The organism is Citricoccus sp., from assembly GCF_035445025.1.
Classification (GTDB): Bacteria; Actinomycetota; Actinomycetes; order Actinomycetales; family Micrococcaceae; genus Citricoccus.
Genome location: NZ_DAOMPX010000021.1, coordinates 43,913 through 62,881 on the forward strand (window position 1 = coordinate 43,913; position 18,969 = coordinate 62,881).

Annotated in this window: 14 protein-coding genes; 9 read left to right on the forward strand and 5 right to left on the reverse strand. The window is 67.9% G+C overall.

The genetic code is table 11. The features are described from left to right. Positions 1-25: 25 nt before the first annotated feature. A complete protein-coding gene (locus tag PLJ28_RS08740) occupies positions 26-739 on the forward strand; it encodes a DUF305 domain-containing protein (protein ID WP_298042981.1) in 714 nt (237 codons plus the stop codon). Positions 740-812: 73 nt separating this feature from the next. On the opposite strand, the gene PLJ28_RS08745 is transcribed toward PLJ28_RS08740, so the two are convergent. Continuing rightward, on the reverse strand, positions 813-1,223 hold the full coding sequence (locus PLJ28_RS08745) for a four-helix bundle copper-binding protein (protein WP_298042979.1): 411 nt from the start codon (positions 1,221-1,223) through the stop codon (positions 813-815). Between the two features lie 585 nt (positions 1,224-1,808). Here PLJ28_RS08745 and PLJ28_RS08750 point away from each other — a divergent pair. Both PLJ28_RS08750 and PLJ28_RS08755 read left to right on the forward strand, forming a co-directional pair. Then, the gene (locus PLJ28_RS08750; RefSeq protein WP_298042976.1) at positions 1,809-3,053 is read left to right on the forward strand and encodes an MFS transporter; all 1,245 of its coding nucleotides are present in this window, start codon (positions 1,809-1,811) and stop codon (positions 3,051-3,053) included. A 237-nt stretch (positions 3,054-3,290) separates the two neighbouring features. After that, entirely contained in the window at positions 3,291-3,701 is a 411-nt protein-coding gene (locus PLJ28_RS08755) for an ArsR/SmtB family transcription factor (protein ID WP_298042974.1), read from the forward strand. 47 nt (positions 3,702-3,748) lie between these two features. Here the strand turns inward: PLJ28_RS08755 and PLJ28_RS08760 are convergent, their stop codons facing one another. Together PLJ28_RS08760 and PLJ28_RS08765 are read right to left on the reverse strand one after the other, a co-directional pair. Beyond that, on the reverse strand, positions 3,749-4,876 hold the full coding sequence (locus PLJ28_RS08760) for a sensor histidine kinase (RefSeq protein WP_298042971.1): 1,128 nt from the start codon (positions 4,874-4,876) through the stop codon (positions 3,749-3,751). Continuing rightward, positions 4,873-5,595, reverse strand: coding sequence for a response regulator (locus tag PLJ28_RS08765; RefSeq protein WP_298042968.1), 723 nt, complete (start codon positions 5,593-5,595; stop codon positions 4,873-4,875). Before PLJ28_RS08765 ends, PLJ28_RS08760 begins: the two co-directional genes overlap by 4 nt. A 441-nt stretch (positions 5,596-6,036) precedes the next feature. Between PLJ28_RS08765 and PLJ28_RS08770 the strand changes: the two genes are divergently transcribed. The 4 genes from PLJ28_RS08770 to PLJ28_RS08785 all read left to right on the forward strand — a co-directional run bounded on the left by PLJ28_RS08770 (position 6,037) and on the right by PLJ28_RS08785 (position 11,585). Continuing rightward, positions 6,037-7,347, forward strand: a complete 1,311-nt coding sequence (locus tag PLJ28_RS08770; protein ID WP_298042965.1) for a heparan-alpha-glucosaminide N-acetyltransferase domain-containing protein — start codon at positions 6,037-6,039, stop codon at positions 7,345-7,347. An 86-nt stretch (positions 7,348-7,433) separates the two neighbouring features. Then, the gene (locus tag PLJ28_RS08775) at positions 7,434-8,435 is read left to right on the forward strand and encodes a M20/M25/M40 family metallo-hydrolase (RefSeq protein WP_298042962.1); all 1,002 of its coding nucleotides are present in this window, start codon (positions 7,434-7,436) and stop codon (positions 8,433-8,435) included. Between the two features lie 382 nt (positions 8,436-8,817). After that, positions 8,818-10,449, forward strand: coding sequence for a gamma-glutamyltransferase (locus PLJ28_RS08780; RefSeq protein WP_298042959.1), 1,632 nt, complete (start codon positions 8,818-8,820; stop codon positions 10,447-10,449). Between the two features lie 113 nt (positions 10,450-10,562). Further along, entirely contained in the window at positions 10,563-11,585 is a 1,023-nt protein-coding gene (locus PLJ28_RS08785) for a DUF418 domain-containing protein (RefSeq protein WP_324590039.1), read from the forward strand. A gap of 2,089 nt (positions 11,586-13,674) precedes the next feature. On the opposite strand, the gene PLJ28_RS08790 is transcribed toward PLJ28_RS08785, so the two are convergent. Next, entirely contained in the window at positions 13,675-14,118 is a 444-nt protein-coding gene (locus PLJ28_RS08790) for a hypothetical protein (RefSeq protein WP_298042952.1), read from the reverse strand. Positions 14,119-14,733: 615 nt separating this feature from the next. On the opposite strand from PLJ28_RS08790, the gene PLJ28_RS08795 reads away from it, so the two are divergent. After that, the gene (locus PLJ28_RS08795; protein ID WP_324590040.1) at positions 14,734-15,912 is read left to right on the forward strand and encodes a GmrSD restriction endonuclease domain-containing protein; all 1,179 of its coding nucleotides are present in this window, start codon (positions 14,734-14,736) and stop codon (positions 15,910-15,912) included. A 214-nt stretch (positions 15,913-16,126) separates the two neighbouring features. On the opposite strand, the gene PLJ28_RS08800 is transcribed toward PLJ28_RS08795, so the two are convergent. Then, entirely contained in the window at positions 16,127-17,107 is a 981-nt protein-coding gene (locus tag PLJ28_RS08800; protein ID WP_298042947.1) for a hypothetical protein, read from the reverse strand. 556 nt (positions 17,108-17,663) lie between these two features. Here PLJ28_RS08800 and PLJ28_RS08805 point away from each other — a divergent pair. Further along, on the forward strand, positions 17,664-18,710 hold the full coding sequence (locus PLJ28_RS08805) for a PDDEXK nuclease domain-containing protein (protein ID WP_298042944.1): 1,047 nt from the start codon (positions 17,664-17,666) through the stop codon (positions 18,708-18,710). Positions 18,711-18,969: the final 259 nt, after the last annotated feature.

Sequence of the window (18,969 nt, forward strand, 5' to 3'; positions counted from 1 at the left end):
AACCCCACGAAGAAAGGGACACACCATGAAGAAGACCACCACTCTGGCCGCCCTGGCCCTGGCCTCCGCCCTGGCCCTGGCCGGCTGCGCCACCGGCACCGAAGACGAGAACGCCGGTTCCGAGACCACTGCCACCAGCTCGGCGCCGGCCACCACGTCGGAGGCCACGGTCACCGATTCCCCGACCGCGTCCGCCACGGCGACCGGTACCGCGACCGATTCAGCGGAGGAAATCTCTGCCGAGCACAACGATGCGGACATCATGTTCGCCCGGATGATGATCCCGCACCACCAGCAGGCGATTGAAATGAGCGAGATCATGCTGGCCCAGCAGGACCAGGACGCGCAGATTCGTCAACTGGCCGAGCAGATCAAGGCCGCCCAGGGGCCGGAGATCGACCGCATGAACGCCATGCTCAGCGCCTGGGGTCAGGAACCCATGGGCATGGGAGACATGGGAAATATGAACGGCATGGACCACGGCTCCGGGTCCGGGATGAGCGGGATGATGAGCCAGGAAGACTTGGACCGGCTCGAGGCTGCCACCGGTGACGAGGCCGCCCGGCTGTTCCTGGACGGGATGATCGAGCACCACAAGGGGGCCGTGGACATGGCCCAGGACGAGGTCGACAACGGCCAGAACCCCCAGGCCGTGGCCCTGGCCGAACAGGTCATCAAGGACCAGGAATTCGAGATCACTCAGATGGAGCAGATGCTCCAGGAGCTGCCTGCTTCCTGAGCGGGGTGGCCACAGCATCACAGGGAGGGGGACCCGTCCGCTGGACGGGTCCCCCTCCCTGTGATGCCCGGGTTCAGCCCAGGGCGGCGAGCAGCTCGGCGCAGGCCTGTTCGCACCGCCGGCATGCCTGGGCACACACCTTGCAGTGCTCGTGCATCCCGGCGTGGCTCTCGCATTCGTCCCCGCATGCCTTGCAGGCGGCCCGGCAGGCCTCGAGCAGGGCCCGGGTGGTCTCGACGTTGGTGCCGGTCTGCCGGGACAGCACCGCCCCGGTGGCTGCACAGATGTCCGCGCAGTCCAGATTGAGCCGGATGCACTGCCGCAGCTCGGCGACCATGTCCTCGGCCAGGCAGGCATCCGCGCAGGCGGTACAGGTCTGGGCGCATTCGAAACAGGCCTGGATGCACTCGGCCAGCTTCTGCCGGTCGATGTTCCCGACCTCCTTCGGGTAGGTCTCCAGCATGGTGCTCACGTGATGAGTCATGACGTCCTCCTTCGTCGGTTCAACCGCAACGACGCACCGTCCGCCACCGGCCCGCCACACCATCCACCGTAGGATGCCGCCCGGGACGGACTGAAGGGGCCGGACCTTGAAGATCTCGTGAAGATCACCCCGGTGCGCGATCATGTCGGTGCCGGTCGCGGGCCACCAGGACGACATGGTCAGTACGCTGACTCGCTCGCCTACGGGTCGACATGCACGGGAGCGGCTGTGATGATCGCTCCCCCTTCTTTTCTTCCGGAGAGGGGGACGGCCTGCCGGCGCGGTGTTTTCCGACAGCGACGACCAGGCGGATCATCCACGTCATGCGGTCGACCCCAGCCACCACGGTCAGGGTCGGGTGCAGGACCGAGAAGCATTCGACGCTCATCGCCCATCCCGCACCAGGTAGACCATCCCGGAGACTCCCCTCCGGTATGCGGTCACGCGGAAATCCCTCGGTTCGCGCTACTATCTGCATGTAACTGCAGATACGCAACCCTGCAGTTAGTCGTGAAAGTCACCGTGTGTCGACGTGGCCGCCTCCAAGACACCACCACCAGCCCGCTGACCTGAACGGACCGCCCCATGCTCCGCGCCCTGTCCCACCCCGCGTACCTTCGCCTGTACCTGGCCCAGGTCGCGTCCCTGGCCGGGACCGGCCTGCTCACCGTCGCCCTGGGGCTGCTCGCTTACGACCTGGCCGGTGGTAGTGCCGGCCAGCTCCTGGGCACGATCTTCGCCGTGAAGATGGTGGCGTACGTCCTGGTGGCGCCCTTCGCCTCGGCCCTCACTCAGGGGTTGCCGCGCAAGGCGGTGATGGTCACGGCCGACGTTGTGCGCATCGCGGCCGTGGTGGCCCTGCCGTTCATCACGGAGGTGTGGCAGGTGTACCTGCTGGTGTTCGTGTTGCAGTCGGCCTCGGCGACGTTCACCCCGACCTTCCAGTCGGTCATCCCGCAGGTGTTGGTGGACCGAGATGACTACACCGCCGGGCTATCCCTGTCCCGCTTGGCCTACGACCTCGAGGCGGTCCTGTCCCCCGTCCTGGCCGGGTTGCTGCTGTTGGTGATGCCCAGCGAGGCACTGTTCCTGTGGACCGCGGTGGGCTTCACCGGCTCGGCGTTGCTGGTGCTCTCGGTCGCGGTGCCGAAACTGACCGGGATCACCGGACCCGGCGAGGACGAGGCCCCGTTCCTGGTGCGCGTCCGGCGCGGTGCCACGCTCTTCGTCCGCATCCCGGCGCTGCGCCCCATTCTCGCGCTGAATCTCGTGGTGGCCTGCGCCGGGGCTTTCGTCCTGGTGCAGACCGTGGTGATCGTGAAGTCGGGCTTTGGGTTCGGCGATGACATGGTGGCTCTGTTCCTGGCCTTCAATGGCGCGGGGTCGATGGCCGCGGCCTCCCTGCTTCCCTGGATTCTGCGGCGCGCCCCCCACCGCCGGGTCATGCTGACCGGTGCGGTGCTCCTGACGGCCGCCACGGCGCTCATCCCCCTGGCTCTGGTCTCCCCGGGACTGACCGGGGCCGTGGGGGTCGACGCCCTCTGGGTGCTCATCGGCTGGGGGTGGGCCTCAGTGGAAACCCCGGTGGGGGGCATCATCCGCGACCAGGTCGCCGCCCACGATCATCCGGCGGCCTTCGCTGCCCAGTTCTCCCTGTCCCATGCCTGCTGGCTGATCACCTACCCGCTGGCCGGCTGGTTGGGCGCCTCCGGGTTGGCGGCCGCGGCGGCCGTGTTGGCCGGCATCGCGGCGGTAGCCACGGTCGCAGCGTTCATCCTGTGGCCCCGCATCGGAAGCCTCGCGGGCCTGGAGGCCCGCCGCGCCCGCTGAGCGCCGCGAGGCCGTCCGGGTCCGACCCGGTACGCCCGATCGGGCCGGTGAGCCTGTCCTGACACAACCTTTCGAGGTCCGGCGCCGTGGGTGATGCGGGGTGGGCCGGCACGCCGTGGACGTGGCAACCCCACAGCGCTGAGGGGCTTTAACTCTCTGGTGCCGGCCTCACCCCGGAGGGTTGGTGGCGCGACTGCGCAACTGCGTAGGCATCAGCATGCCCGATAGGCTGGGGGCGTGCATGAAGCGCCCATACACGCCTCTCCGGATGATCAGCATGCCCGCATCGCGGCCGAGACCTTCCGGATGCTGGCCGATCCGACGCGGGTAAAGATCCTGTGGGCGTTGTTCCAGGGCGAATGCAGTGTGAACGTGCTGGCCGAACTCGTGGGGGCGGCCCCGACGGTGGTGAGCCAGCACCTGTCCAAGTTGCGCCTGGCCGGGCTGGTGGAGAACCGGCGCGAGGGGACCTTCGCGTACTACTCGGCTACCGATGCGCATGTGCACCGGTTGCTGGCCGAAGCGTTGTCCCATGCCGAGCACCTGAGCGGCGACGCCACCGGGGCGGACCCGCACAGCTACCGCGCCACGGTCACTGGTCCGCGGGCGCCGCGGCGGACCAGCGCCGGCCAGCAGCCCACGTCCTGAGCGGCAGTTGCCGGTCGGGTAGAACCGGACCGCTGGGCTCGGGGCGCTCAGGTGCGCGGCAGGTGCAGTTCGAAGGTCGCCCCGTGGCCCGGGCCGGGGCTGCGGGCGCGCAGGGTGCCGCCGTGGGCCTGGGCCAGGGCTCGGCTGATCGCCAGGCCCAACCCGGAACCGGGGCCAGCCTCCCGGCCGGTGCGGGCCCGGTAGAACCGGTTGAAGACGTGGGGCAGGTTCTCGGCGGTGATGCCTTCCCCGGTGTCGGTCACGGCGATCGTCACCGCCTGGGGGGTGTAGTGGGTGTGCACCGTGATCGTGCCCCCGGCCGGGGTGTGGCGCAGGGCATTGGCTAGCAGGTTGGCCAGCACCTGGCCGATCCGCCCGCGGTCCATGGACACCGGCCCGGGAGCGGGGCCGGAGGTGGTCGTGACCAGGGTGATGTCCCGGGCGGTGGCCTCCTGCTGGATGGCGGCGAGGGCCTCAGCGATGACCGTGGCCGGGTGCTGGGCTGCCAGGTGCAGGCGAGTCAGTCCTTCCTCGGCCTGGGTCAGCTGGCGGATGTCCTCGGCCAGGCGCTCGAGCCGGCTGATCTGGGAGTACAGCACGGTGGTGGTCTCCTGATCGAAGTCCACCACTCCGTCCTCGACGCCCTCGATGTGGACCTTGATGCTGGACAACGGGGTGCGCATCTCGTGGGCCAGGTCGGCGAGCATCTGTCGTCGGGTGGTGTCCACCGCCTCCAGCCGGGCGGCCATGTCGTTGAACGAGGAGGCCAGGGCATCGAACTCCGGGCCCAACCGCGGCGGCACCAGGTGCACCCGGTAGTCCCCTGCGGCCACTTGATGGGCCGCGGTGGAAAACCCGGTCAGGGACCGGCCGATCGTGCGGTACAGGTAGAGGCTGAGCACCACGGCGATGCCCAGGGCCGGCAGCCCGCCGAGAACCAACCCGCTCAGGCCGGCCACCCGGAAGGCTTCCTGCATGTGCCTCTGGCCGACCATCTCGGCCTCGTGGGCGTGATGGTTGGCCACCAGCAAGTCGTGGAACAACTTCGGGCCCAGCCCCACGACCGCCCACAGCACCAACGCCAGTCCCACGACCAGCACTAAGGTCTGAGCCAGCATCAGCCGCATCGTCAACGGCTGCCAGGACCCCACCGGTCTCGGGACGGTGATGCTCATCGATACTCTCCCATTCGGTAGCCGATCCCCCGGACCGTGTGGATGAACCGGGGCGCGCCGGCCCGGTCCCGAAGCTTCTTGCGCAACCGGGCCACGTGCACGTCCACGACGTGCTCTTCCCCGACCCACTGGGTGTTCCAGATCAGCTGCACCAGTTGCCGGCGAGAAAGGACCTGCCCGGGATGCTCCAACAGGGCCAGCAGCAGGTCGAACTCGATCCGCGTCACCTCCACCGGCTCCCCATCCACGCAGACCCGACGCCCGGGACGGTCCACCACCAGGGCCCCGACCTGCACCACGGCGGTGTCCGAGGACGCGGGCGGTGCGGGGGCCGGGTCCAGGTGATGCAGGCGGCGCAACCGAGCCTGCACGCGGGCCACCAGTTCCCGGGCGCTGAACGGCTTGGTCATATAGTCATCGGCCCCCACCGACAGGCCCACGACCTTGTCCATCTCATCATCGCGTGCGGTGAGCATCAGCACGTGGCAGGTCGAGAACGCGCGCACCTGCCGACATACCTCCAGACCGTCCAGTCCCGGCAGGCCCAGATCCAGCACCAGCACATCCGGGGCGAAGTCCCGCACCGCCTGCACCGCCTCGACCCCGTCCTGACACACCGCCACCTCCAGCCCGGCCTTGTCCAGGTACCTCTCGATCATCCGCACCAACGTGGGCTCATCCTCGACCACCAGGACCCGACCAGCTCGACCAACTGACATCAGCACTCCTTCACACCCGGCGCCGCCGCGGCACCGGCGAACACCCCGCCTGAACACCACGGTCTTCCTGCAGTCATTGTGACTGACCGGCACACTGCCGGCCGTCGACCGCCCTCAGATCTTCCGGCCAGCCACCGCGGCCCCGGTGCACCCGGTCGGCGCCGCTCGCCACCACGGCCCTCAGCCCAGGCCCGCCGTCCAGGTGCGACTGGGGTGGTCCAGCAGGGGCCGAAGGACTCCTCTGCGCGCCGGGTCCTGAAGCCACCGACCGCCAGGGAATGTCATCAAACCGTGAGACTCCCGCACAGGTTCCTCCATGTCCAGCCCCAAAGCTGGAAATACCTTGGCCCGCGGGTGTGCACCGCCGAGCCGGGGGAGGCGGCACCGCAGGACGCGGCGCCGCTGGGCACCAGAACATGGACAATCAGACAAGGACGAGCGATGAACTCGGAACAGGTCCCGCCAGGGACCGCCGTGGATCCCCCCGCGGCAACGACAACGAAGAACAAACAGCGGAAGCGACTGGTCGGCATCGACGCGGCCCGCGGGCTGGCCCTGATCGGGCTGATGGCCGTCCACATCCTTCCCGAGACCAATGAGGTGACCCACGCACCGACCCTGGTGTTCTCCATCGTCAACGGCAACTCGGCGGCGCTGTTCGCGTTGCTGGCCGGGGTCGGGCTGGCCCTGTCCACCGGCGGGTCCACCCCGCACCAGGGCCGACGGATGCGCGGGGACCGGGCCGGACTGGCCGTGCGCGCCGCGCTAATCGGATTCATCGGCCTGGTCGTGGCGGCCATCTCGCCCGAGGACCCGCCGGCCTACAGCATCCTGGTCTACTACGCGGTGTTCTTCCTGCTGACCATCCCCTTCCTGCACCTGTCGCCCAGGGTACTGTTCGGCACCGCGGCCGTCTTCGGGATCGTCGCGCCGGTGCTGATGCAGAAACTAGAACCGGTGCTGCCGTCCACTTCGGCCTCCAACCACACCCTGGTGACCCTCTTCACCGAACCGGCCGGCACCGCCGCCGAACTGCTGCTCACCGGGGTGTACCCGGCCCTGCCCTACATGACCTACCTCCTGGTCGGGCTGGGCCTAGGCCGACTGGACCTACGGAGTACCCGCACCCAGGCGATCATCGCCGGCACCGGTGCGCTCCTGGCCCTGAGCGCCCAACTGCTCTCGACCGTGTTGCTGCGCGTCGCCGGCGGCTACCAGGCACTGCTAGCCAGCGACGGCCTGTCCCCGGAGGAACTGGACGAGGCCCTGACCTACAGCACCGGCGAGCTGCCGGACACCTCCGGGTGGTGGCTGACCATCGCCACCGGACACACCAACGCCCCGCTGGCCATCGCCTCCAGCCTGGGCATCGGCCTGCTGGTGCTGGGCGTGTTCCTGTTGCTGGGGGCCCGGGCCGGGCGGTGGCTGGCCCCGTTGGCGGCCATGGGCGCCATGACCCTGACCCTGTACACCGCCCACCTGATCGCCCTGGCCCCCGAGGTCCACTACGACGACCCGGAACTGTGGTTTGCCCTGCACCTGGGCGTCGCCGCCGTCGCCGCCTGGTTCTGGACCCGCCACCACGACAAGGGCCCCCTCGAGACAGTCGTGGGCCGCGCCGTGAAGGGCACCCGGACCATGGTGACCGACGGGGCCCCCGGGACCTACCCCGGCGGGACAGACAACACGACACCCGACAGTGTCTCCCGAGACATCACGCGGGGCTCCGGAACGGATCCGGTTGCCCGTTAGGACAGGGACAGCTCTCCGCGGAGGCGCAGGCCCGGTGGGGTCTGCACCTCTATCCTCAAATCAACCGCATCGATGAGAAGGACTAAATGACGCTGAACGGGCCCTGGAAAGCACTGGGTGACCTGAAGGCCCTGGGCCGGCTCACTCTCGCCGCCGGTGCCGCCGCGGCCGTGGCCTGGCAGTCACACATCCCCACCGCCTATGAGCACCTGGAACAGTTCCAGGTGCTCGCCGACGAGCACGGGGACCGGGCCGCCGGCAGCCCCGGGTACGAGGCCGCGGCCCAGTACGTGGAACGGGAACTGGCCCGCGCCGGGTACGAGACGACCCGGCAGTACTTCACCGTGGAGACCTGGGACCAGGAGTACGAGTCCTTCAGCATCATCGCCGAGACCACCGGCGGTGACGAGGACAACGTCATCATGCTCGGCGCGCACCTGGACGGGGTCCCCGGCAGCCCGGCGATCAATGACAACGCCTCCGGTACCGCGGCCCTGCTCGAGACCGCCCAACGGCTGGCCCAGCAGGACAGCGTGACCAACAAGGTGCGCTTCGCCTGGTGGGGCGCCGAGGAGATCCGCGGCTATCCCGGATCCACTCATTACGTCGAGGAACTGACAGAGGACGGTGAACTCGGCTCCATCGCCGCGTACCTGAACGTCGACATGGTCGCCTCACCCAACCATGTCGTCGGGGTCTACGACGCCCGTGAGCCCGATGAGGAGTGGGAGTACGGTTCCGGGCCCCCGGTGCCGGACGGCTCGGAGCAGGTCATGGAGGTGTTCACCGACTACTTCTCCGCACAGGGCCAGCCCTGGGTGCCGACCTCATGGAACTTCGCCTCCGATCAGGTGGCATTCGTGGAGGCCGGGGTGCCGGTGGGCGGATTGTTCACCGGCAGCAAGGAAACCAAGACCGAGGCCGAGGCCACCGACTTCGGCGGCCGGGCCGAGGCACCACGCGATCCGAACTACCACCAGCCCGGTGACGACCTGGACAACATCGACCGCGAGGCCTTGGCCCTGATGACCGAGGCGATCACCCATGCCGCCACCACCCTGGCCCAGGACACCGGTGCCCTGGAGTGAATCGGCTGCCCCGCCGGGGGTGGCCCCCGGGCTCAGCACCCGCGACCCTGACCGGGGCCCCGCTGGGGGTCTGGACCGTGGTCGCGCCGGCACGCCCGGGGACCATTCCCACCCCCGTCGACTCGGTTTGTCGCAGACCGGCCGGGTCTGGGCGGGACCGCGGCGGGGACGTACGAAGCCACGCGGGCCGGGAACGAACGGATACTTCGGATGAGCTAGCGAGAAGGAATTCATGACACGCTTCGCCCGCTGGGCCATTCCCGGTTTGGCCGCAGCACTGCTACTGACCTCCTGTAGTGCCCCCGCGCCGACACCAAGCGCGGCGCCGACCTCTACCGCGGCGCCGCCATCGACCGGTCACGAATCCCTCAAGACGCCTGCCGTGCGGCCGAGCATCGAACCGGGCCCGGCCGTGGAGCTCGGGCAATACGCCGTGGCTGCCGCGCACCCGGCGGCCGTCGAGGCCGGGATGCAGATTCTGGCCGCAGGAGGCAATGCTGCTGATGCGGCCGTGGCCACGGCCTTCGCCGTCGCCGTCGTCGAGCCCTATGCCTCCGGTATCGGCGGCGGAGGCTCGGCGATCCTGGCCGGGCCCGGACAGACTCCGATCGCCTACGACTACCGCGAGGTCGTGGCCCAGGACGGCCGGATCCCAGCCTCCGGCACCGGCATCCCCGGCTTCGTGGCCGGACTGGCCGAGATCCACGCCGCGCACGGCGCTCTGGACTGGGCCGAGGTGCTCGACCCGGCCATCGAACTGGCGGAGACGGGGTTCCCGGTCTCGGAGTTCTTAGACCAGCGGATGCGCGCCGACTTCGGTCCGGCATCCCTGGAGGGGCTGGGGCACTTCCATGACGCCTCCGGGGAACCGCTGGCCGCTGGCCAGACGCTAATCCAGCAGGACCTGGCCCGGACCATGACCACGCTGGCCCAGGGCGGGCCCGAGGCGTTCTACACCGGGACCCTGGCCCAGGACCTGACCACGGTGGAGGGCCTGGACGCGGTCTCGCTGGCCGCCTATGCACCCGAGCAGATGGCCCCGGTCAGTGGGCCCTTCGGGGACTACCAGGTGCTCTCGGCCGCACCGCCACTGCCGGGCGCGGCCCTGATCCAGCAACTGCAACTCACCCAGGCCCTGGACATTCAGGACCACACCCCCGGGACCGCCGGGTACGTGGACCGGCTCTCCGCGGCGTGGATCGCCGCCGAGGGCTCGGTGACGCACTTCTTTGGCGACCCCGACGTCGTGGAGGTCCCGCTCGACCGCCTCACCGACCCGGTCGCGAACGCGCAGATCGCCGAGAAGGTGTCCCTCCTGGCCGGCGGGGCCAGCATCGACCCTCTGGACGGAACCGCCGGAACGGAAGATGCGGCCGTGTCGGCGGCCGGCGTGCGGGCCACCGCCGGGCCCGTGACGGCGGGGAACACCACGCACCTGAGCGTGGTGGACGCGGACGGGTTCACGGTGTCCATGACCAACACCCTGACCAGCTTCTGGGGCGGCAGCGCGTCGGCATACGTAGGTGGGTTCTTCCTGAACAACCAGCTCTCCCGGTTCGACACCGAGGCCTCGGACGCCAACCAACCCGGACCGGGACGTAAGTCCGTCAGCTGGTCCGCCCCGACCATGGTGCTCGATGGCCAGGGCCGGCCGGTGTTGGCCCTGGGCAGTCCCGGCGGGCATCAGATCCCCAACATCCTCACCGGCGTGCTGGTGGCCTGGGGGTTACAGGGCGCATCGCTCCAGGAGGCGGTGGACGCACCCCGGTTCCACCTACAGGACGGGGTGCTGGCGGTGGAACAGGAACCCTCGACCGAACTGGCCGAGCTGATCCGGGCACGGGACTGGGAGCTGCAGCGCACCGAACGGGAACAAGCGATCTTCGGGTCCGTGCAGGCCCTGGCGATCGACTACGACACCGGGCAGATCACCGGCGCGAAGGACCCCCGCAGAGAGGCCGACGTCTCCATCGCGGATGCCCCCGGCGCCGAGGCTCCCACAGGGTCGGAATGAGCGTCGTGGGAACCGCACCTTCGTCCTCCGCCTCCCCGGGCGGTGACCTGCCGGCCCCCGGTCGAATCGGCGGTGGTGGCTCTGGGCCCCACGGCCGTGTCGTGGGCCTGGACGTGGCGCGGGCAGTGGCGATCATCGGGATGATCGCGGTGAACGTCGGCCCCCGGGGCGCCGAGGGGTTCCTCGGGGCACTGTACGACCTGCCCCTGGGGCGAGCTTCCCTGCTGTTCATGCTCCTGGCCGGGGTGGGGATCTCCCTGATGACCCGCTCCGTCCGCGGGACCGGTGGAACGCCCGTACCGTGGCGGATGGTCCTGTGGCGGGCGGTGTTACTGCTCCTGGGCGGCCTGGCGCTGCAGATCCCGGACCATGAGGCCAGCGTGATCCTGCCCCTCTACGGGCTGCTGTTCATCGCCTGTCTGCCCCTACTCAGGGCGCCAACCTGGGTGCTGGGCGCACTGACCGGGACGTTCGTACTCGTGGGCCCCCTGGCCTGGGTGGCCGCCCGAACCACGTGGGCTCCCGTGTCCCGGCGCACGGAACCGACGCTGCTGGACCCGCCCGGAGAGATCCTCAGCGGCATCCTGTTCACGGGGGCCTATCCCGCGGTGGTCTGGGCGGCGCCCTTCCTGGCCGGGATGCTGCTCGGACGGCTCGACCTGCGAAGTGCGGTACTCCAGCGCCGGTTGGTGCTGTGGGGTGCGGTGTGCGCCGCCGGCGGGCACCTACTCTCACAAGTCCTCATCCTGGTCTTCGGCACCCCGGAGCGGACCGTCGGCTGGGACCGCCTCGTCTCCGCGACCGCCCACTCCCACATGCCCCTGTGGCTCATCGCCAGCTCCGGTGCCGCACTGTTCGTGCTCGGGCTGTGCCTGCTGGCCGGTCGCCTGGCATCTGGCAGCCTTCCCGTACTGGCCGCCACGGGGCGGCTGTCACTGACCATCTACGTCGGACACCTGCTCGCCCTGGCCGCGTTTGTCCGCCCCGGCCCGGGCTCCCTGGCCACCGGGATCTTCACCACCGTGGTGCTGTGCATCGGGTCAATCCTCTTCGCCTGGCTCTGGACCCGGCGGTTCAGCGCCGGGCCGCTGGAAATGCTCCTGCGCGGGCCACGGCAACCACGACGTGCCTCCTAAGGCCGGGATCAGGAACCGCACCGAATCGTCCCCTGCCCCACGACCGGCCGCAGGAGTTCACGGCGAGGGCATCACCCCGGCGGGCCGCGGCGGCGACATGGGCCCGGGGTGCACGGGCGGTTGTTGCCCGGCCGCATCCCACGGCTCCGACCGGAGCGCCCAACCAGCAGGCCCGGTGCGCTGCGCCCCGGCAGATCCGACTGGTCGTGGTCGGGCAGTCAGGACTCGATCCCCGAGGACCCGGCAGGGAACGGCGCGAAGGTGCCTCATCCCGGATGCCCTACCCTGATCGCCTCACGCCCGAGCAGACAGCTATCGAAAGCGGCACGAACCCCCGCCCCGCGGGCAGGACCACCCGCTCGATCAGTCCTTCGCGGATCCCGAGGCGGCAGGAAGCTCCACGACAGCCGGGCCAGACGTGGCCGGCGTGGACGACACAAGGGTGGACGGGGTCGGGCCAGACGTGGCCGGCGTGGACGACACAGGGGTGGGCTGGGTCGGGGTGGTCTTCTCGACCCCCGACCAGTGGGTCTCGATGTTCTCCCGGAGCGTGTCGACGTCGAGGGAACACCCGGTGAGCAGGACCATCAGGCAGACCCAAGCCAGCACGGCCCGCACACGACCCTGCGTTGTCGTGAGCGTGCGGTGCGACACGGTACGCACTCCCTGGTCAGTGGCGCGGTGCCTGCGGAATAGCAGCACGGCCCCCAGACCGGGCGGGTAGGCACCGGTGCCGGCCGCTGCCACGAGAACGGGGTCGCCCCGTTCTGCAGTGTCCCGAGCACTGTTCATCAAGGGTCCGTGCGCGCGAAGGGTCGGTGCCATGGGGTTCTCCTTGGTCCTGTGCACCACGGGCCCGCGGTGTGTTTCCAGTCTCGAGACCCGACGTGGCGGAACTCCTACGGACACCTCACGCTTTGATGACAGTCCGCAGCGGCCGGCAGCCGCGGAAGTACGCGCACCGACCGGCAGCCCCGTCTCGGTGAGGCCTGGGTCTACTCCGACCGGCTGCCCAAGCCACCCCCGGCCCACCGCGAACGCCTGACTAGGGATATCGACATCTGCACAGTGTCCGACCCGGTATACCCATCCCCCAGAGGGGTTCACCAACATGGTGGGCCGTAGAGAACGATCTCTACGTGGTCACCCGCTTGGACACTGGCGGTTTGGCACTCCGGCACCGGGTTCTACGCTGCCTCGGCCAGCCGGCCACTCCGGCGTCTGTGGCTATGTCGATGTATTGAACCCCGGTAAGACGGGGAGGGGTCTTTATGGACGATCCGATCTGATCATTTGAGCCTCCTCGTCCATGGCCCGAAGCAATCGAGCAAGAATTTCCATCTTCTTGACGCCACTAGCCAGGGACAGCGTGGAGCGCCGTCCGTTGAGAGCGCGGACTGTTGCGTCATCGCCGATGGCCCGGAGCGTGATCGAGGTCCCTCCATTGCAGGTGATGAGGTACACCTCTACAGCCCAAGCGCCGAAACCGAACCGGCCGGACCCCGAACTCACAAGCAACACGTCCGGCTGACCCTCAACAACGTCGAGCGGCATACGGCCTTTAGCGACAGACTCAACGTCTGCGCGGAGATACCCGAAGAAACCATAGAGACGTCGAACCACGACTCCCAGCTCGAGAATCGACTCAAGGTGCAGTTCCTTCGTGGGTCCCGCTCCGATTCGAGGCGGGCGCGTGGTGGGGGTCATGGGGCTTCTCCTGGATTCGTTACAACACGGGACCGCGGTGTGTCTCCAGCCTCCGGGTCCAACTTTGAGCAACTCCTACGGACAACTCACGGTTTGATGACACTGCGCAGGGACCGGGGCGGCCGGCACCCACCTCCAGCCAATCCATCCCGGCTGTCACGGATTCTCCTCGCCCTCGACTCGCGGTCCCCTGGAGAGGCCTGGAGCGCGAAAGGGCATCAGAAGAGTGTCAATGCAGATGAGGTGTGCCATTTTGAACACTGTGGATGACCACGACAGTGTTCTGTCAGGGCGGGCCTCAAACCGGCCCTTCGACACTTTCGTCAGGGCAGCTCTGATTGGTGGCGGGACACACCGTCGACGAGGAGCGATGCGAGACGGACTAATGCTGGTCGCGCTTGGTGACGGCTTCGGCCTCGTCCCAGGCGAAGATCTCCGACGCCGGGTACTCGGCACGGCCCCGGACCGGAGGCTCCCCCACGGCCGAGTACCGTCCAGGTTCGAGCTCGGCCAGCAGCCAGCCCCTGCCGTGCCCGGTGTAGCGGGTGCCGGCCACGTCCAGGGCGAACACCAGCGGGGCGGTCGGCGGCTCCTGCCGGCGTGGGCGCACCAGGTAGGTGGCCACCCGGCCACTGACCTGGTCGGTGATCGGGTTCAGGTGCCGGTCCCACCAGTCACCTTGGTCCTTGCGGTGCGCGGTGAGGTCCTTGCTGGTGTGCACCGTGCCGTCGTCGCAGACCTCCAGGTAACGGCAGACATCCCCACGGATCACCTGCTCCGCGGTGATGCGGGGCGCCCCATCGGTGTCGGTCTCGGGAAAGTCCATCGCTGCCTCCTGGGGCTCATCCTGCCACCGCGGCCGGACACCCCACTGCTGAGCGCCCTCTCAGCCTGTCAGCACGCCACCGGGAGTACTTGTCATGCCGTCCCAATTCCTTGGAACTGGGACACTCCCTCAGGGATGGACCGAAGACGACGACACGCCATGCATTCGCGTTCCAGAACTAAGCCCAAAACGACGTCTCAGCTGACTCGTACAAAACCGACTTTTGATACAGGGTGCCCATGGAGATTAGGTACGTGCGCATCCCGACCATGAAACAGGACCTGGATCGGTAGATCGACGACCTGCGCAAGGAAGAGATCCTGGCCAGCACCTCGCCGCCGAGGAGCATCAACACGACTAAGTCGGTACCTACCAAAAGTGACCGCCGAGCTGATTCACTACCCCATCTACAGCCGTAGCTGCGCTTCTGTGCCTGAACGGTCAGAGTGTCGCCCTGTAGCTGCGCCATGAGTGATGAGAAAAGTTCGACCTGGGGCACCGATGCGGACCGCGCGTGACCGTCATGCGGATCAAGAGTGGCACTTGACCTGGGGTTTATGAATGCCATTTGCCGTCACAATGTCATATCGTTCACGAACATTCGTCTTTTTGATCATGGCAACCGATATCCTCAGCGCCATCATGAGCACCTCACTTGCATCCCACCACGCCACCCGGCTTAAGCGGTTGGGCGCCGCTGCCGCGGTCCTGGCCGTCCTTGTCACTACCGGTTGCGGACCTGACTCCGCCTCTTCCAGTCAACCCGCGCCCCAAACGGTCACTGTTACTGCCACCCCGTCCGAATCCACCTCACCCACGCCGACCGCCTCCGCCGCGGAGGCGCCGGCCAACGGTGCCGTCCCGGACGACAGCGACACGCAGACCGCCGTCGCCGTGCTGGCGGACCTGCCTATTAAGGGGCGCGCCCCAAAGACCGGGTATGACCGCGACCTGTTCGGTCAGCCTTGGGCAGACGTTGACCGCAACGGCTGCGACACCCGCAATGACATCCTCAACCGGGACCTCGACGTCGAGTCCCACAAGCCCGGAACCGACAACTGCGTCGTGCTCACCGGCACCCTCGAGGACCCCTACACGGCCACCACCATCGACTTCCAGCGCGGCCAGGACACCTCCGATGACGTGCAGATCGACCACGTGGTGGCCCTGTCCGATGCCTGGCAGAAGGGCGCCCAGCAGATCACCGCAGCACAGCGGGTGGCCTTCGCCAACGACCCGCTGAACCTGCTGGCCGTCGACGGGCCCACCAACGCCAAGAAGGGCGACGCGGACGCCGCGACCTGGCTGCCCCCGAACCGTCCCTACCGCTGTGACTACGTCGCCCGTCAGATCGCGGTGAAGGCCAAGTACGAACTGTGGATCACCCAGCCCGAGCACGACGCCATGGCCAAGGTGCTGGCCACCTGCGACACGCAGAAGGTGCCCGCCGCCGGAAAGAACCTGAACGTCAGCAGCGGTCAGGCCCGCGAGGCCGAGAAGCCCACTCAGACCCCGACCCCGGCCAAGACCACGCCTGCACCGAAGGCACCAGCCCAGCCGACCTACACGCCAGCACCGAAGGCCACGCCCAAGCCCACCTACACTCCGAAACCCACGCCGACCTACACCCCGAAACCCCAGCCCACGTACACGCCTCCGCCAACCAAGGCTCCCGCCGCGTACTACAAGAACTGCTCCGCCGCCCGCGCCGCCGGGGCTGCCCCAGTCCGGGTCGGCGATCCCGGTTACGGCAGCCACCTCGACCGCGACGGCGACGGCATCGGCTGCGAATAGCCACCATCCGCGTACACGAACCCCGCCCCCACGGCCTCATCCCGAGGCGGTGGGGGCGGGTCTTTTATCCGTCCGTAGACCTCTGGAGTTAGCCGTAATACGCCTGGACGATTGAACCGGGTCAGTGTTCACGTGGACTGCGGCCAGCTCCGCCCCCGTGGCCGATAGAGGCAGCCCGTACAACCCTTTCAGGCCAGGGGGTGCTGGACACGGTTCAACCGAGAATGGCCGGCTTGAAGGTCTCAACGAGTTGTGCCAAGTCCTCATTGCCAGACAGGTTCAACGGAACGACATCACCGGCAGCGCCCTTGCGCTGAAACTGGGCGTCGGTGGCAGAGAGCAAGGCTTCGGTCGGATTCACCGTTCGCCAGTTCAGCCCCTGCATCATCTGACGGGAGAATCGTGCCGCATAGATCGGGGCCACGAACTCGGCCGGGGTGGCAGCGTTCAAATCCTTCCGCAGGACCACCACGCGGAACTCATCCACCGACGGGGCGACCGCGCGTCCCTCCTTCACGGTGGCCAACACCGTGGACCCCAGAGCAGCAACGTAAAGGGCATTGCGCTCCGACTTGGTGCGCTTCTTGGTGGTGGGCTTGCCCGCGGCCGTCAGTGAGGGCATCCGCTCAGGGATCAAATCCACGGCACCGAACACAATCAGCACGGTCGCGTACCGCACACCGTCTTCGGTGCCCACGTCCACGGCGGTGGCGTCCGAGGCGTTGTCCGCGAAGGCGCTCTCCAGAGTCTCCATGACCAAGCCGGTGTCGTGCTCATTCAACAGCTTCCAGAGCTCGGTGCTTCCTGCGCACAGGTCCCGATACTTCTCAGCGTTCTGCCTATCGATCCGAGAAGCCTCGGCTTCGGCCAACTCGCGTGCCCTGGCCTTGGCGGCCTTGCGCTCCGAGAGTTTGAACCGACCGACCTGGGATAGCTCGTGTTGTTCAATCTGGGCGCGCAGCACCTCGACGTCCGCTGGAGCGGGCGGGGGCACTTCATAGGGAGCCGCCGGTGCGAAAGCCTCATGGTGGAGGCTGACGAGAGAGTTCTCCAGGTCCTGCAGCTCGGCAATGGCAGCCTCCTTCTCCGCAGCCCGCTGGGCTCGCTCGAGCTGGGCCAGACTGGGGCGAGCACTGGAGGAACGGCCAGGATTCGATCGCCCGGTTGCGCTCGGACCAGAGAGTCGCTGGCTCACGCGCACTCCCCCGCCCCCGACCGATGCATAGGTACCATCACCCCCGAACGACACTCGGGCCTTCGAGTTACCCACACTCGTCCGGATTCCCCGGCTGGACGCGCTGATGCGCACCCCCGGGGCGACCTTGAAACTCATGCGTGCCATCGGATCCCTACTCGTCAGACTGTGTTTGACCCCGAGGCTATCCGACGAGTCACACCACAGAAGTCTGGTTCGGGCAGGGTTCGGGATCAGCGTCGGCCGGGGCTCGAGGATGAACCGGTAGAGCGCGGCCCGGGAGTTATCCAAGACGCGGGCACTCTGGGGCACGGCCTGCCCAGAGTTGATCAGAGTTGATCAGAGGCGGGGCCTGTGGATCTGAGAGTCGAAGACGACCTACCGACGTCCTCCGAGGTCCAGGGCCCGCAACCCCCAAAACTTGAGACGCCGATAACGGGGCATACGACATCTGGCGTTGTCACACCCGCGACAGACTCCAAGCGGTCCAGGCGACTCAATTGTCCAGACGGCGTCTGGACAATTGAGTCCGCTGGCCCACCCCTAGGGTGGAGGCATGACCTCATTGGAGCCGGACCTCCCCGGCGATTACGCCGCCACCCTCACGGTTCTAAAGGATCTCGTGGGTAACGCCCAGCACCAGGCGCAGCGCGCAGTGAACACCGCCATGATCGAGCTCTACTGGAACATCGGGCGCACCATCGCCGAGCGTCAAAGTAGCGAGCCGTGGGGCAGCAAGGTCCTGGACCGGCTGGCACGGGACCTGCGGAACGAGTTCCCGCACATGAAGGGTTTCTCCCGGACCAATCTGTACAACATGCGGGCCTTCGCCCAGGCCTGGAGTGGCCCGGAGCCAATTGTCCAGACACCGTCTGGACAATTGAGCTGGAGCCACAACGTCGCCCTGCTGAACAAGCTCGGCGACCACCGGCTGAGGGTCTGGTATGCCTCCAGGGCCGTCCAACATGGCTGGTCGGTGTCCGTGCTCGAACACCAAATCCTTACCGGCCTTCACACCCGCAGCGGCGCTGCCCCGAACAACCTCGAGGCCAGACTGCCCGGTGAGGGCACCGATCTGGCCCGGGCTATCGCCAAGGACCCGCTGGTCCTGGACTTCCTCGGGCTGACCGAAGAGGCACAGGAGCACGCCATCGAGGAGGCCATGACGCTGCGCATGTCCCAAACCCTGGCCGAGTTCGGACCCGGCTTCGCCTTCGTCGGCCGGCAATACCCCCTCGACGTCGACGGCGATGACTTCTTCATCGACCTGCTGCTCTACCACGTCCCCTCGGACCGCTACGTCGTGGTCGAACTGAAAGCCGGCAAATTCAAGCCCGAGCACCTAGGCCAGCTGAACTTCTACGTCGCGGCCGTCGACGACATGCTCCGGCTACCCAGACAGGCCGCCACCGTTGGGATCCTCGTCTGCGGCTCCAGGAACGAACGCACCGTGCGCTACGCCCTGGACGGCTCGGCCCAGCCCCTGGCCGTGGCGTCCTACACCTACGAGGCGCTGCCGGCCGAAGAGCAGTCGGCGCTTCCCTCACCGGCCGCCATCGCCGCAGCCCTCGAGCACGATCCCTCCACCCCTGGCAACGTGTAGCGTCCGAACCCCGCCTGCATTCTCTCCGGGTCCGTCCATGAACAGCGGCAATCGCGCATGCCTCTGCGAAGCGCTGCCCCGGTAGACACACGCGCCATCTCCGGGCCTCGTAGCCCATGGTGAAAGCACGTCCTAGATTCAGGAGCTAGCGGCACGGACGCCCAAAGTGAACTGCACCAGCCATAAACCCTTGTCGCATCAAACGTTCCTTTGATGCGACGCCGGACTGGGTCTCCCGACAGCACCCGCCGGTCGATCC

What these genes read in the sequence shown, in the direction of transcription:
- PLJ28_RS08775 (WP_298042962.1), top strand. Translation starts at nt 7,434, where the DNA reads ATGACGCTGAACGGGCCCTGGAAAGCACTGGGTGACCTGAAGGCCCTG.
- PLJ28_RS08760 (WP_298042971.1), bottom strand. Translation starts at nt 4,876, where the DNA reads ATGAGCATCACCGTCCCGAGACCGGTGGGGTCCTGGCAGCCGTTGACG.
- PLJ28_RS08765 (WP_298042968.1), bottom strand. Translation starts at nt 5,595, where the DNA reads ATGTCAGTTGGTCGAGCTGGTCGGGTCCTGGTGGTCGAGGATGAGCCC.
- PLJ28_RS08740 (WP_298042981.1), top strand. Translation starts at nt 26, where the DNA reads ATGAAGAAGACCACCACTCTGGCCGCCCTGGCCCTGGCCTCCGCCCTG.
- PLJ28_RS08745 (WP_298042979.1), bottom strand. Translation starts at nt 1,223, where the DNA reads ATGACTCATCACGTGAGCACCATGCTGGAGACCTACCCGAAGGAGGTC.
- PLJ28_RS08805 (WP_298042944.1), top strand. Translation starts at nt 17,664, where the DNA reads ATGACCTCATTGGAGCCGGACCTCCCCGGCGATTACGCCGCCACCCTC.
- PLJ28_RS08790 (WP_298042952.1), bottom strand. Translation starts at nt 14,118, where the DNA reads ATGGACTTTCCCGAGACCGACACCGATGGGGCGCCCCGCATCACCGCG.
- PLJ28_RS08770 (WP_298042965.1), top strand. Translation starts at nt 6,037, where the DNA reads ATGAACTCGGAACAGGTCCCGCCAGGGACCGCCGTGGATCCCCCCGCG.
- PLJ28_RS08795 (WP_324590040.1), top strand. Translation starts at nt 14,734, where the DNA reads ATGGCAACCGATATCCTCAGCGCCATCATGAGCACCTCACTTGCATCC.
- PLJ28_RS08750 (WP_298042976.1), top strand. Translation starts at nt 1,809, where the DNA reads ATGCTCCGCGCCCTGTCCCACCCCGCGTACCTTCGCCTGTACCTGGCC.